This is a genomic window from Aeromonas salmonicida subsp. salmonicida (assembly GCF_001643305.1).
Taxonomy (GTDB): domain Bacteria; phylum Pseudomonadota; class Gammaproteobacteria; order Enterobacterales; family Aeromonadaceae; genus Aeromonas; species Aeromonas salmonicida.
Map to the genome: position 1 here is coordinate 26,196 of NZ_LSGW01000097.1, position 14,773 is coordinate 40,968.

Below are 14,773 nucleotides of genomic sequence, written 5' to 3' on the forward strand. Positions count from 1 at the left end.
GGGGCGGTAGCGTCTATCTTGGCAACAGAGCCCTGATAGCTCGCATAGCAGGAGATAGTCTTATTCAATCCGTCGAGGAGTTGCCGTGATCGATCACGTTGAAATCAAGACAGTGCATTTTGACGACTGCAAGCGCTTCTACCAAACCGTACTCCATCCACTGCATGTGGAACTCAAGTGGGCAGATGATGATGCTGCCGGTTTTGGCCTGTTCGGCCGTGACAAGGTGAGCTTTTTGATCGAAAGGGGCGAGCGACATACACACTGCCATCTTGCCTTCAGCACTACGACTCAGGCACAAGTCGATGCTTTTCACCTGGCGGGTATCCAGGCAGGCTTTCGCTGCAACGGACAACCAGGCTTTCGTGCTCACTATGCTCCTGATTATTACGCCGCATTCTTGCTTGATCCTGATGGGAATAATATAGAGGCCGTAGTATATATTGATTATAATAGGTTTTAAAGAAAGCATTATTTTGGGTACGAGATAGAAAGGAGCAATTAAAAATATTGAAGGCTCGTAGAAGCAGATCGAGAGGGGCTGGATAGAAACAGCATTATTTCTTCCGAAAATATCATATAAAAATATAATATTGGGTTGAAAGTCATCTTCTTGGCGATATAAACGCCATCACAGCCCTCGCGCTCGTAAGAAATTTCTGACCACTCAATATTTTACCAAGAATGCACCTACATTCCCGCTTCCTAAAGCAGATAATGCAAAATGTCATAATTTTATGGCTGTTACTGAATTTACAATTTGAATTACTTTATTTTTGACTGATGCTGGCATTGCCGGTAGGTTTATGGGCCTCATCGACAGGGTGCCGTGACTCATATTTTATACGCCACCATGTCAATAGCGAACAACATGGAAGGCGCGCTAAATCACGAGCAGGGAGCAAGACCACACCCTATTCAAGGAGTATTCATGAGCCCCAAACAACAGCTGATCGCCAAAGGTATCTTTATCGCTTCGACACTTTTTTCTTTGGCCATGGTAGCGTTTGTTGCATGGTCCGTCGTCACGGTCAGCCCGCTGCACCCGGCCGGATCAGCCCCGTCACAGGGGGTCAGCATCGGCCTCGCACTGGCCATTGGGTTGTTTGTCATGGCATTCAACTATGTAGCTTATCGCGGACTCACAGAGCCGGTGAAGGGCTTCAAGGTTGTCTTCTGGTGCTTTATTGCGCTGCATCTGTTCGCCTTGCCGATCGGTACCGCCATCGCGCTGACCCTCATCTATTTGTGGAACCAGTCGCGTACATCTGTCATCCGTCCACTGGGCGCCACACTCTGATCTGATCCAAGGAGCCATCATGCTGACCGCCTCTACCACAGGCCTGCTGGTCGTCGATATTCAGGGCAAGCTGGCACGGCTCGTTGAGGGGAGCCCGGCCCTGATTGCCAATAGCGCACGGCTGGTACAAGGGGCCCAGGCACTGGGCTTGCCGGTTGTCTGGCTGGAACAGAATCCGGACAAGCTGGGGCCAACGGTGCCCGAGTTGCAGCCGCTGCAGAGCGGTGCCCCCGTGCTGACAAAATTCAGCTTCGGCGCGCTGGGGGAGCCAGCAGTGGCAGCCGCCCTCGCTCGGACCGGCAGATGCCACTGGCTGGTGTGCGGCATAGAGGCCCATATCTGCGTCTACCAGACTGTGCTGGGACTGCTCGACAGCGGCGCCGATGTCTCCCTGGTGGTGGATGCGGTGTCCTCCCGCAGCGCCGCCAACCGCGACTTGGCCATCGCTCAGCTTGCCACTCGTGGAGCGCGGCTCACCTCGGTGGAAATGTGCCTCTATGAGCTGCTGGGGGATTGCCGCCATCCGGCGTTTCGCCCGATCCTGGCCTTGATCAAATAACGGCTGACCACTCTCGGTCAGCACCTCACAAAAACGCGGCGCCACTGGCGCCGTTTTTATTATCGCTTGGGCACAAAACCCGCTGTTCGGTATGGCAGGCTTGCCTGCCACATAACGCCAACTTGGAGATAAGCCATATCCGATCAGGGCCAACTCAAAGCAGCTGCCTCGGCACAGCCGCAGCCAGGGTCAATGATGAGTTAATAACATGTTGATCTATAAATACAAACATCAACAGCCAGCAACTGAGAAAAGTTCTCAATACAGCACATAAAGGGATTCGCCGGAACCCCCATATGGTTTGAAACAGATTTGTAATGGGATTTTTTTGAGCCTTGTCCCAGAACTGAAATGAGCGCTTTTTGGCTCTGTTTTTCCCGTGTATAGATGCCAGTCGCACCCAGGACGGTGCGATATAAGATGGAGTTTATAAATGAGAAAAACATCGTTGGCGTTGGCAATCTCGGCCCTGCTCTCGGCCCTGCCTATCGCTTCAGTTCAGGCTAATGAGAGTTGCACCCCACTCACCGGCAAAGAGGCCGGACTCGATACCGGCCGCAGCAGCGCAGTCCGTTGTCTGCCCGGCATCAATCCCCTGCAGGACCAGCAGTGGCACCTGCTCAACAGCGGCCAGAATGCCTTCAGCCCTCGCGGCGGCATGGCGGGCAATGATCTCAACCTCTGGTGGGCACACCGCACCGAAGTATTGGGTCAGGGCATCAATGTGGCCGTGGTGGACGATGGCCTAGCCATAGCGCACCCGGATCTGGCCGACAATGTGCGCCCCGGCTCCAAAAACGTGGTGACCGGTGGCAGCGATCCTACCCCGACCGATCCGGACAGTGCCCACGGCACTTCGGTATCCGGCATCATAGCCGCGGTGGACAACAGCATAGGCACCCTGGGGGTAGCCCCCCGCGTCCAATTGCAAGGCTTCAACCTGCTTGATGACAACAGCCAGCAGTTGCAAAAAGATTGGCTCTACGCCCTTGGCGGCAACGCCGTCACCGCAGACAACCGGGTCTTCAACCAGAGTTACGGCATGAGCCTGGTCGATCCTGAAGGGGCCAACGGGCTGGATCAGGTACAGCTCGATCGCCTGTTCGAACAGCGGACCCAGCAGGCGCAAGGCGCGGCCTATATCAAGGCGGCGGGCAACGGCTTCAGCCGTATTGCTGCTGGCAACTATGTGCTCAACCGCACCGGCAACCTGCCCAAGCTGCCGTTTGAGAACAGCAATATAGATCCCTCCAACAGCAACTTCTGGAACCTGGTGGTGAGCGCCATCAACGCGGACGGAGTGCGTTCTTCCTACTCCAGCGTAGGCAGCAACGTCTTCCTGAGCGCCCCCGGCGGGGAATACGGCACGGATGCGCCCGCCATGGTGACCACGGATCTGCCCGGCTGCGACATGGGTTACAACCGGGTGGACGATCCCAGCACCAACCGGCTGCACAACAACCCGCAACTGGATGCCAGCTGCGACTACAACGGTGTGATGAACGGCACCTCCTCGGCGACTCCGAACACCACAGGCGCCATGGCGCTGCTGATGTCCGCCTACCCGGACTTGTCGGTGCGGGATCTGCGCGACCTGCTGGCCCGCAACGCCACCCGGCTCGACGCCAATCAGGGGCCCGTGCAGATAAACTACACGGCCGCCAACGGCCAGCGCCGCCAGGTGACGGGTCTGGAGGGATGGGAGCGCAACGCGGCCGGCCTCTGGTACAGCCCGAGCTATGGTTTCGGCCTGGTGGATGTGAACAAGACCCTGGCCAGCGCCGCCAGCCACGAACCGCTGCCACCACTGGTGCAGTTGCCCTGGCAAAAGGTAACGGTACGGGATCGCGCCGTCGGCGCCATCCCGGATGTGGGCAGCAGCCCGACCCGCTCCAGCACGCAGGTCGATCAGCCATTGACGGTCGAGGCCGTGCAGGTGATGGTGAGCCTGGATCACCAGCGGCTGCCCGACCTGCTGATCGAACTGGTCTCGCCATCCGGTACCCGCAGCGTGTTGCTCAACCCCAACAACAGCCTGGTGGGACAATCCCTCGACCGGCAGCAGCTGGGCTATGTGCGCACCAAGGGGCTGCGTGACATGCGCATGCTCTCCCACAAGTTCTACGGCGAACCGGCTCATGGCGAGTGGCGCCTGGAGGTGACCGACGTGGCCAATGGCAGCCGCCAAGTCTCGCTGCTCGATCGCAGAACCAACACCCGCAGTACCCTGACCGAGCGCAACAACAGCCAGCCGGGTCAACTGCTCGACTGGTCCCTGCGGGTACTCGGTCACGACGCAGCCCGTTCCTGATCACAGAGGAGTCATAACATGAAACACAGCTTACTCAGCCTTGCCTTGGCAAGCCTGCTGGCCTCGGTCTGCGTGCACGCAACGGCCGACGAATCGGTGGTGATCGATGGCCAGCAGTACAACACCATAGAGGTGAATGGCAAAACCTACCTGACGCCGGATAACGGCAGCAAGAAACGGGTCGCCCGCAGTCTGGATGGCAAGGTGCCACAACAGACCCTGCGCAGCGGCGACGTCCTGCTGCAAGGGGTCGCCAGCCCTGAGCTGACCGTCAGCGGTACCCTGCTGGTCGAGGCCGATGACAATCAGGCCAAGGCTCTGGCGGGCCGCCACGGCCTGCAGTTCAAGCAGAGCAGCGGCGGCATCGCCCTGCTGGAGGCCAAGCCAGGCTCGGATCTGAACGCTATTGCCACCCAGCTCAAGCAGCAAGGGGTCAGGGTGCAGATCGAACTGGCCGGAGCACTGAAACAGCCAAAGTGAGCAAGCCCTTGCGCTGACAAGCGCGAGGTATCTTGCACACGCCGAGGGGGCCGCTGGCCCCCTCTCTTCTGCCCGAGCGTCTGCGCCCTGCACCTCGCGGCAAATCGCAACCCAAACCGGACCGCCCTGTTGCCACCATCCTCAATGGTGGGCCATCCAGCCTCTCCTTTCCCCTCCCTGCCGCGCAGCCTGTGATGCGACCCCTGTCACAACTTGGCACCCTTGCTCCCAACTGCACATTTCTCGCTCCTCCAAGGCAAGGCGCAGCCAGCCCGACTTGCTAACCTGCCTGCGGCTCCGGCCATGGCTGCACCCTTGCACATGCACCCTGGCCCACCCTGAGCCGTCATCGATATCCATGGGAACCCGCCATCAGAGCGGCCGCCCGGCCCGATCACTTGCCGGTGTCGATATCGCACTTGCCTTTTTATTCAGACAGTTACGAGGAAGTCTTCATGCCTATCACGACAAAAATGAAAGCGGTTTCACTCGGTGTCAGCCTGGCCCTCGCCGGGCTGCTGGTTGGCTGCAACCAGAACGACTCGGATCCCCTGGTAAAAGACGATGCCTACTACCGCGGTCAGGCCGAAGCCATGGTGGCCAAGCTCACCCTGGACGAGAAGCTGAGCCTGCTCTCCGGCCCAGGGTATGGCAGCGCCAACGGCGCCATCAACGTCAAACAGGATGTCGCCGGGGTAGCGGGCTACATCAACGGGGTGGCACGCAGTGCCGACGGTATCGACATTCCGGCTCTGAAACTGGCCGATGGCCCGGCGGGCCTGCGGATCAGCGCCAATCGCGACGGCGACAGCGCCACCTATTACGCCACCGCCTGGCCCATCGGCTCCCTGCTCGCCTCCAGCTGGGACGTCAATCTGGTCAAATCCGTTGGGGAAGCCATGGGGGACGAGGTGCGCCAGTACGGGGTCGATATCCTGCTGGCCCCCGGCATGAACATCCAGCGCAACCCGCTCAATGGCCGCAACTTCGAGTACTACTCGGAAGACCCGCTGCTCACCGGCAAAATAGGCGCCGCCATGGTCAACGGGGTAGAGAGCAACGGGGTGGGCACCACCATCAAGCACTACTTTGGCAACAACTCAGAGACCAACCGGAATCAGATCAACGACATCGGCGAGCCGAGAACCTTCCGTGAAATTTATCTGCGTGGCTTCCAGATCGCGGTAAACGAGGCCCAGCCATGGGCAGTCATGACCTCCTACAACAAGGTCAACGGCACTTATGTCAACGAGCGCAAGGATGCCATAACCGATGTGCTGCGCGGTGAGTGGCAATTCGACGGCCTGGTGATGTCAGACTGGTTCGCAGGCGACGTAGCCAACAACGCCTACAAGCAGGTGCTGGCAGGGCAAGATTTGATTGAACCCGGCAACGTCAAGGAGCAGTTGCAGCAATCCATCGAGCAGGGCGATCTGAACGAGGCCAAAGTGACCGAGGCCGCCATCCATATCCTGACCCAGGCGATGAAGAGCCCCTCCTACAATCAGTTGGCCGTCAGCAACAGCCCGGATCTGGCCACCCATGCCAAACTGGCTCGCCAGGCCGGAGCCGAAAGCATGGTGCTGCTGCGCAACGATGCCGCCGCCCTGCCCATAGCCGTGACCAGCAAGGTGGCCAGCTTTGGCATCAACCAGATCAACACCTACAAGGGTGGCACCGGCAGCGGGGACGTGAACTCCGCCAGCACCACCACCATAGCCCACGGGCTGGCCAGCCGTTTCCCGGTCAACGGGGCACTGCAGGCTTACTACGGCGATTTTTATGAGGCCAACAAGGTCTATCACGAGGGGCAATTCGGCGCCAAGGGCTACTACACCTGTGACGAGGCCGCCGTCAGCCCGGCGCTCGCCAGCCTGATCACCACGGCCGCCAGCGAGCAGGAGGTCGCCGTCATCAGCCTGGGTCGTCAGGCCGGTGAGGGGGCCGATCGCACCGACAGCAAGGGCGACTACCTGCTCGGCGATGACGAAATCGCCCTCATCGATGCGGTGAGCAGCGCCTTCCACGCCCAGGGCAAGAAGGTGGTGGTGGTGCTCAACGTCAACGGCGTCATCGACACAGCCCAGTGGAGCCACAAGGTAGACGCCATACTGCTGGCCTACATGGCCGGTCAGGAAACCGGTCATGCGGTCGCGGACGTGCTGTCGGGGGCGGTCAACCCCAGTGGCAAACTGGCCCAGAGCTTCCCGCTCAGCTACGCCAGCGTGCCCTCCGCCGGCACCTTCCCGGGTGAGGATACCAACGGTGACGGCGAGCCGGACGATCTCTATTACAACGAGGGGATCTATGTGGGCTACCGCTACTACAGCACCTTCGACAAGGCAGTTTCCTACCCGTTTGGCTTTGGCCTCTCCTACACCAGCTTCGGTTACACCAGCCCCGCCATCACCAGCAATACCCTGGCCAAGGGCGCGGCCGGCAGCCTGGTGCTGACGGCAACCATCACCAACACGGGCGCAGTGTCAGGCAAGGAGGCAGCCCAGGTCTATGTCACCGCCCCCGAGGTCAAACTGCAAAAACCGATCATAGAACTCAAGGCCTTTGCCAAGACCAAGCAGCTGGCACCGGGCGCCAGCGAGCTGCTGAGCTTCACCATTCCGGCCAGCATACTCGCCAGCTTCGATGAGGCCAGCAACCAGTGGATAGTGGAGCCGGGCAGCTACAGCGCCTACATCAGCTCCTCTTCCGATGTCTCCGCCACCACGCCGGTCACCTTCACGGTGAGCAAGGAGATAGTGGTGAGCAGCACGACCCCGGGCGCCCTGGCCCTGCCCAGCGGCGTGGATGCCGCCACCGTCACCACTGTGACAAAATAAGCGAGCCCAGATAAGAAATGCAGGTGATGGGGGGTGCACCAGGGTGCGCCCCCCTTGTTGCCTTCCCCCTTGACGGGATCAGGCGCAGGCCGGGTCCCGTTATTATTGGCGGATATTGCGATAGGCCAGCGGAGTCATATTGGTATTGGCCTTGAAGAAACGATTGAAGGCACTCTGGGAGGAAAAACCCACCAGATCGCTGATATTTTGCAGCGGTTGCTCTCCCTCTCCCAATAAACGGCAGGCCTCCATCATCTTGACCCGTTTCAAGATGGCGGAGAAGCTGCTGCCCTCCGCCTGCAATTTTCGGTTCAATGTCCAGCGGCTGATATTCATGGCCGAACAGACATCCTTGAGTAAATGGTCATCGCTCTCCATGACACCACCGCGGATTTTATGGCGGATCATGTCCGCCACCAGATTGGCAAAGGGCACCCGCTCATCGATGTCGAGGCAGATATGCGCGAGCTGGCTTGTCTGCAGGCGGCAAAGCGGCTCGTTGTAGCTATCGGCGCGGCTATCCAGCAGGGCATTGTCTATGGTCAGGGTGTTGCCCGGCTGATCCCAGCGGCAGTGGGTACCAAAGAAGTGATCCAGCTGGCGGTGATGGGCCGGCGGCTTGCCGACGAACCCCACAGAGACGCCAAGGCCGGGAGCATAGACCCGCAGGATCCGGTAGAGGATGACGAAATTGGGGATGGCCTGACTCGCGCCCAGGGCGGCAGGTCCTTGATTGATATACTCATATTGGCTAAACAGCGCCCCTCTTCGCACCACAAAATCGTCGCAGTTGCCGATGACGGTGCGATAGGCCAGCAGGGCTTCGATGGCGGCGCGAGGGGACGGCTGGTTCAGGCAGAGGCTGATGAGCGCCGGATAGTGCTGGTAAAGCTCGGCGATATCGTAAGACAGTATGCCCTCGTGAAAGCCGCTCAGATGCCGCTGCATCAGGCCCAGCATGCGGTAATGGCTATGGGCCAGGATCCGGCCATGCTCACGATGAATATCGAATGGCGTCAGACCGGCAGCCATCAGGATGGCATCCGTATCTCCCCCTTGCTGCTGACAGGCCGTCAGCATTCTTCTGATCACTTGATTTGATACGCTCTGTGACATCTGCCTACCCTGGCCATATTAATAACAAACAACATATTTATTGATAAATAGAACGCGAGCGGAACCTGTTTATCCCGCCTTGCTCTACATGACGTGAATATAGTGATCCGCCCACTTCGTCATGACATGGCAGGCTTATTATGGGGTGGTGATGAAGTGAACAGATGTAACGGAGTGTAAAACCAAGATCTGGCGCGCCTATTTTGAGCAGGAATAAAAATATCCCGGACAAATAATGCCATCGGGTTTATTGCGCGATAAAAATGGCGCCCTGCGGGGGCGCCATTTTTATTATTCGCAGGCAGGAACCGACGAGGATCAGCCAGCCTTGTGCTGCTCGGCCAGATAGAGCCAGGTATCGACCACGGTATCCGGGTTGAGGGACACTGAGTCTATGCCCTGCTCGACCAGCCAGGCGGCGAAGTCCGGGTGATCGGATGGCCCCTGGCCACAGATGCCGACATACTTGCCCGCCTTGCGCGCAGCCTGGATGGCCATCGACAGCAACGCCTTGACCGCCTCGTTGCGTTCGTCGAACAGGTGGGCGATGAGGCCCGAGTCCCGGTCCAGTCCGAGTGCGAGCTGGGTCATGTCGTTGGAGCCGATGGAGAAGCCATCCACGTGCTGCAGGAACTGATCCGCCAGCAGGGCGTTGGAGGGGATCTCGCACATCATGATCACCTTGAGCCCCCGCTCGCCACGGCGCAGCCCGTTCTCGGCCAGAATGTCGATCACCTGGGCGGCCTCACCCACTGTGCGCACGAAGGGGATCATCACCTCGACGTTGGTCAACCCCATGACGTCGCGCACCCGCTTGATGGCTTCACACTCCAGCGCAAAGCAGGGACGGAAACTGTCGGCGATGTAACGTGCCGCGCCACGGAACCCTATCATGGGGTTCTCTTCGTGGGGCTCATAGTCACGCCCGCCCACCAGGTTGGCGTACTCGTTGGACTTGAAGTCCGACATCCGCACTATGACCCGCTCAGGCCAGAACGCGGCACCCAGAGTGGCGATCCCCTCGGTCAGCTTGGCGACATAGTATTCCCGCGGATTGTCGTAGCCTGCGATCATCTTGCGGATGGTGGCCTGAAGTTCCGGGCTCTGCTGGTCGAATTCCAGCAAGGCCTTGGGATGCACACCAATCATGCGATTGATGATGAACTCGAGCCGCGCCAGACCCACACCGGCATTGGGCAGCTGGGCGAAATCAAACGCCCGGTCCGGATTGCCGACGTTCATCATGATCTTGATGGGCAAGGGTGGCATGTTGCCCACTTCGGTGACCGCCACATCGAAATCCAGCTCGCCGTCATAGATGAAGCCGGTATCCCCTTCCGCGCAGGAGACGGTGATGAGCTGACCCGGGGCAATATGATCGGTGGCATTGCCACAACCCACCACAGCCGGAATACCCAGCTCGCGGGCTATGATGGCGGCATGACAGGTGCGCCCGCCACGGTTGGTGACGATGGCGGAGGCCCGCTTCATGATGGGCTCCCAGTCCGGATCAGTCATGTCGGTGACCAGCACATCGCCGGGCTGCACCTCGTCCATCTGGCTGATGGAGGAGATGACCCGCGCCGGACCCGCACCAATCTTGTGGCCGATGGCTCGCCCTTCGATCAGCACCTTGCCCGCCTGTTTAAGGGCGAAACGTTCGAGCGTGTTGGCCTCCTGGCGGCTGCGCACCGTCTCGGGACGCGCCTGCACTATGTAGAGCTGGCCATCCTGTCCATCCTTGGCCCACTCGATATCCATGGGGCGACCATAGTGCTGCTCTATGATGAGGGCCTGCTTGGCCAGCTCCATCACCTCGGCATCCGTGATACAGAAGCGGTTGCGCTCGGTCTCGGTCGTGTCGACGATCTTCACCTGACTGCCATGACCGGCATCGTCCGAGTAGGTCATCTTGATAAGTTTGGAGCCGAGGGTCTTGCGCACCACGGCAGGGCGCCCGCCCCTGAGGGTTGGCTTGTGCACATAAAACTCATCCGGGTTGACTGCGCCCTGCACCACCATCTCGCCCAGGCCCTGAGCGCCTGTAATAAAGACCACGTCATTGAAACCGGATTCGGTATCCAGGGTGAACATGACGCCGGAGGCGGCGAGATCCGAGCGCACCATGCGCTGCACCCCGGCCGAAAGCGCCACGCCCTTGTGGTCATAACCCTGGTGCACCCGATAGGAGATGGCGCGGTCGTTGAACAGTGAAGCAAACACATGCTTGACGGCAATCATGACGGCATCGATGCCGCGTACGTTGAGGAAGGTCTCCTGCTGACCGGCAAAGGAAGCGTCCGGCATATCCTCGGCGGTGGCGGAAGAGCGCACCGCGAAAGAGGCATCCAGACCCGCACTCAGCTTGTCGTAGGCGGCGCAGATCGCCTGCTCCAGTGCAGGCTGGAATGGGGCTTCGATCACCCAGTCGCGGATCTGCTGACCCGCCCGGTTGAGGGCGCCTATGTCGTCCACATCCAGGTTATCGAGCAGATCATGGATCTTGCCGTTGAGGCCGCTTGACTCCAGAAACTCGTTAAACGCAAAGGCCGTGGTCGCAAAGCCACCCGGCACGGATACACCGGCACCAGAGAGGTTGCTGATCATCTCGCCAAGGGATGCGTTCTTGCCGCCAACTCGTTCTACATCTTGCATTCCGAGTTGTTCGTACCAGAGTACGTACTGTTGCACTTGCATGTCTCCAGGTTGGTGGGCTCGGGTGCCATGGCACCTTCTGCGCCAAATTAGGTGCGTGAGTTATATGCGTTATTGTCCGTTTCTACTGTTGCCAACGACCATGAAAACGTTTTCTACTTATTGTCAAAAAAATCCCCGAGCAAGATTTGGGGATGGTCGAATGACACAGACATTCTACAATGCCAACACAAAAAGGTAACGACTCAGGTTTGCAAGCCACTTCACAACTTGGACACAGCAGATCGGTTGACAAAATAGATATGGTTTCGAGAGATACTGACTGCTCGCAACCTCGCCAGCCCGCATCACAGGAGCGCATCGTGCATACCGTATTCTATGTTTCCGACGGCACTGCCATCACGGCCGAAGTATTCGGCCACGCCGTGTTGAGCCAGTTTCCACTGGTGTTCGAACAAGTCACCATCCCCTTCGTAGAGACCCTGGAGAAAGCCAGGCAGGTGCGGGCGCGTATCGACGAGCAGTTCCGCCAGACCGGGCTGCGGCCCATACTGTTTCACACCATAGTCGACCCCCTGGTACGAGAAGAGGTGCTCAAGGCCCAGGCGAGCGGCCACGACTTTCTCAACACCTTCGTCAGCCCGCTGGAGCAGGAGCTGGGGGTCAAGGCCGAGCCGAGACTCCATCGCACCCACGGCATGGAGAACCGCAAGCTCTATGACGATCGCATCGAGGCGGTCAACTTCGCACTGGCCAACGACGACGGCATCACCACCAAGGAGTATGAGGAGGCGGACATCATCCTCATCGGGGTCTCCCGCTGTGGCAAGACGCCGACCAGCCTCTATCTGGCGCTGCAATTTGGCATTCGCGCCGCCAACTATCCCTTTATCGAACAGGACATGGGCGCCTTGGTGCTGCCCACCGCCCTCAAGGCCAATCGCCACAAGCTGTTCGGCCTCACCATAACGCCCCAGCGGCTGCACGAGATCCGCAATCAGCGCCGCGCCAACAGCCGCTACTCTTCGCTGGAGCAGTGCGAGCAGGAGTTGGCAAGCGTGGAGCGGCTATTTCGCCAGGAGGCGATCCGCTTCCTCGACACCAGCTCTCACTCGGTGGAGGAGATAAGCGCGAAAATTCTGGAGGCTACCGGCATGCGCCGTCAGCTCTATTGAAATGGGAAAATATCCTGGAGATCAACGCACTGCCAACTTCATCCCAGGTGGCAAGTTGACGGGACAGATAAGCAGAAATGAAAACGGAGCCCAATGCAGTAGCATGTGGCTCCGTTTTTGTGGCTAGCGGGGACGGGAGCCAGTGCTGTTCAACTCCTTGTTGTTCATCAGCATGGCGTAAAAGTTGAGCACGCCATAACGCCTGCGTACCCGTTCAGTCAACCAGAGCGCCGGCAGCAAACCAACAGCGCCAGCTGTCAGCAGCACGGTTCGAAAGTGCCTCACCAGATACTCGTCACCCTGCACGGCCCAGACCAGCATGCATCCCGCCGCCATAGCCAGCAACAGGGGCGAGAGCCAGACCGTCAACCAGAGCGAGACGGCCAATAGGCTGCCAATAATACGTTGCATGAAGCCTGTCCTTTTCACGGAGGAGGCTTTATAAAACAGGAATCACTGAAAGAGTCAACTGAACAGCGTTCGATTGTTCACAATGCAACCTGCCACTCCCCTTTTTGTATTTGGAGTCCTGAAAAACCTGCTTGATGCCGAAAAAACCAACGAATGATAAGGAAAACAGGTGCGTTGACGGCTGATTATCACTATTCTGCTTCCGTTGGTAGCCGCTACAAAAAACAACAAGCGACCTGCCGTAACGAAATAAATACGGATTTCGTCACGTTTCAAGCACGCTTTGCCGTGCAAGGTCACATGAGTGACTCGACGGGCGAGATGACAGACGAGTGACATCAGAGACGTAAGGAAGGAAGGAAGAATGGATCTTCAACAAGACGGCGAGGAGCTGAAGCGCGGCCTGAAAAACCGCCATATCCAGCTCATCGCATTGGGCTGTGCCATAGGTACCGGCCTGTTTCTCGGCATTGCCCAGACCATCAAGATGGCGGGCCCCTCAGTGCTGCTCGGCTATGCCATCGGCGGCTTTATTGCCTTTCTCATCATGCGCCAGTTGGGTGAGATGGTGGTGGAAGAGCCGGTAGCGGGCTCCTTCAGCCACTTTGCCTACAAATACTGGGGTGACTTCGCCGGTTTCGCCTCCGGCTGGAACTACTGGGTACTCTACGTGCTGGTGAGCATGGCCGAGCTGACGGCGGTCGGCATCTATGTCCAGTACTGGTGGCCCGAGATCCCGACCTGGATGTCGGCTGCCGTCTTCTTCGTGCTGATCAACGCCATCAACCTCTCCAACGTCAAGGCGTTCGGCGAGATGGAATTCTGGTTTGCCATCATCAAGGTGGTCGCCATCGTCGGCATGATTGGCTTTGGCGGCTACCTGCTCGCCAGCGGCAACGGCGGACCGGATGCCAGCATCACCAATCTGTGGGACCAGGGCGGTTTCTTCCCCAACGGCATCAGCGGTCTGGTGATGGCGATGGCGGTGATCATGTTCTCGTTTGGCGGCCTTGAGCTGGTAGGGATCACGGCCGCAGAGGCGGATGACCCCGATAAGAGCATTCCCAAGGCCACCAATCAGGTGATCTACCGTATCCTGATTTTCTACATTGGCGCCCTGGCCGTGCTAATGTCCCTCTATCCCTGGGGCAAGGTGGTGGAAGGCGGCAGTCCCTTCGTGATGATCTTCCACGCGCTGGATAGCAACCTGGTGGCAACCGTGCTCAACATGGTGGTGCTGACCGCTGCATTGTCGGTCTACAACAGCTGTGTCTACTGCAACAGCCGCATGCTGTTCGGTCTGGCCAAGCAGGGCAACGGCCCGCGCAGCCTGCTCAAAACCAGCAAGAGCGGTGTGCCCGTAGTGGCTATCTCCGTCTCCGCAGCGGCAACCCTCTTGTGCGTGCTGATCAACTACCTGATGCCGGGCAAGGCGTTCGAGTTGCTGATGGCACTGGTGGTCTCGGCCCTGGTCATCAACTGGGCCATGATAAGCCTTGCGCACCTGAAGTTTCGCAAGAGCAAACAGGCCGAAGGGGTTGAGCCCAAGTTCAAGGCATTCTGGTACCCGTTCGGTAACTACCTCTGCCTTGCCTTCATGGCCGGTATCCTGGTCATCATGTACCTGACTCCGGGCATCCAGATCTCGGTGCTGCTCATCCCGGTCTGGATCGTCGTGCTGGCCATCGGTTATCAACTCAAGCTGAAACGTCAGGGACGTCTTGCCGCCGACCTTGGCTGATTTTTCCGACGCTCGTTATTCAAATGCCGGTCACTGACCGGCATTTTTCTATCCATCTTCTATCTGCTGCCAGATGCTGAGCACAGGGATGCAAGCCATCAAGCCTGCCCCCCTTGCCTGCCATCAAGCCTGCAAGAATGGGAGCCAGCTGCCCGCCAGGCGATATCACTTTGTAGTGGTCTAATCAT

General features: G+C 58.7%; 11 protein-coding genes. 7 read left to right on the forward strand and 4 right to left on the reverse strand.

The genetic code is table 11. The features are described from left to right. Positions 1-64 precede the first annotated feature (64 nt). Positions 65-373: a hypothetical protein gene (locus AXW79_RS24070; protein WP_331200023.1), complete on the reverse strand. Its 309-nt coding sequence runs from the start codon at positions 371-373 to the stop codon at positions 65-67. A gap of 558 nt (positions 374-931) precedes the next feature. Here AXW79_RS24070 and AXW79_RS18415 point away from each other — a divergent pair. The 5 genes from AXW79_RS18415 to AXW79_RS18435 all read left to right on the forward strand — a co-directional run bounded on the left by AXW79_RS18415 (position 932) and on the right by AXW79_RS18435 (position 7,487). Next, complete coding sequence (locus AXW79_RS18415) at positions 932-1,300, forward strand: hypothetical protein (RefSeq protein WP_005310555.1); 369 nt, start codon at positions 932-934, stop codon at positions 1,298-1,300. A 19-nt stretch (positions 1,301-1,319) separates the two neighbouring features. Next, positions 1,320-1,859 (forward strand): hydrolase, encoded by a 540-nt coding sequence (locus tag AXW79_RS18420; RefSeq protein ID WP_005310553.1) that lies wholly within the window; start codon positions 1,320-1,322, stop codon positions 1,857-1,859. A gap of 433 nt (positions 1,860-2,292) precedes the next feature. Continuing rightward, complete coding sequence (gene asp / locus AXW79_RS18425) at positions 2,293-4,170, forward strand: serine protease Asp (protein ID WP_011898844.1); 1,878 nt, start codon at positions 2,293-2,295, stop codon at positions 4,168-4,170. A gap of 18 nt (positions 4,171-4,188) precedes the next feature. Next, positions 4,189-4,650 carry a serine protease chaperone gene (locus AXW79_RS18430; RefSeq protein ID WP_005310548.1) on the forward strand — a complete coding sequence of 154 codons (462 nt, stop codon included), beginning with the start codon at positions 4,189-4,191 and terminating at the stop codon, positions 4,648-4,650. Between the two features lie 455 nt (positions 4,651-5,105). After that, a complete protein-coding gene (locus AXW79_RS18435) occupies positions 5,106-7,487 on the forward strand; it encodes a beta-glucosidase (protein ID WP_005310546.1) in 2,382 nt (793 codons plus the stop codon). A 102-nt stretch (positions 7,488-7,589) separates the two neighbouring features. On the opposite strand, the gene AXW79_RS18440 is transcribed toward AXW79_RS18435, so the two are convergent. Both AXW79_RS18440 and ppsA read right to left on the reverse strand, forming a co-directional pair. Continuing rightward, positions 7,590-8,567, reverse strand: coding sequence for an AraC family transcriptional regulator (locus tag AXW79_RS18440; protein ID WP_005310543.1), 978 nt, complete (start codon positions 8,565-8,567; stop codon positions 7,590-7,592). A 354-nt stretch (positions 8,568-8,921) separates the two neighbouring features. Beyond that, the gene (gene ppsA, locus AXW79_RS18445) at positions 8,922-11,300 is read right to left on the reverse strand and encodes a phosphoenolpyruvate synthase (protein ID WP_011898845.1); all 2,379 of its coding nucleotides are present in this window, start codon (positions 11,298-11,300) and stop codon (positions 8,922-8,924) included. Between the two features lie 320 nt (positions 11,301-11,620). On the opposite strand from ppsA, the gene ppsR reads away from it, so the two are divergent. Next, positions 11,621-12,433 (forward strand): posphoenolpyruvate synthetase regulatory kinase/phosphorylase PpsR, encoded by an 813-nt coding sequence (gene ppsR, locus AXW79_RS18450; RefSeq protein ID WP_005310537.1) that lies wholly within the window; start codon positions 11,621-11,623, stop codon positions 12,431-12,433. A gap of 123 nt (positions 12,434-12,556) precedes the next feature. On the opposite strand, the gene AXW79_RS18455 is transcribed toward ppsR, so the two are convergent. After that, positions 12,557-12,844, reverse strand: a complete 288-nt coding sequence (locus tag AXW79_RS18455; protein WP_005310536.1) for a hypothetical protein — start codon at positions 12,842-12,844, stop codon at positions 12,557-12,559. Positions 12,845-13,208: 364 nt separating this feature from the next. On the opposite strand from AXW79_RS18455, the gene AXW79_RS18460 reads away from it, so the two are divergent. Continuing rightward, entirely contained in the window at positions 13,209-14,585 is a 1,377-nt protein-coding gene (locus AXW79_RS18460; protein WP_005310533.1) for an amino acid permease, read from the forward strand. Positions 14,586-14,773 lie beyond the last annotated feature (188 nt).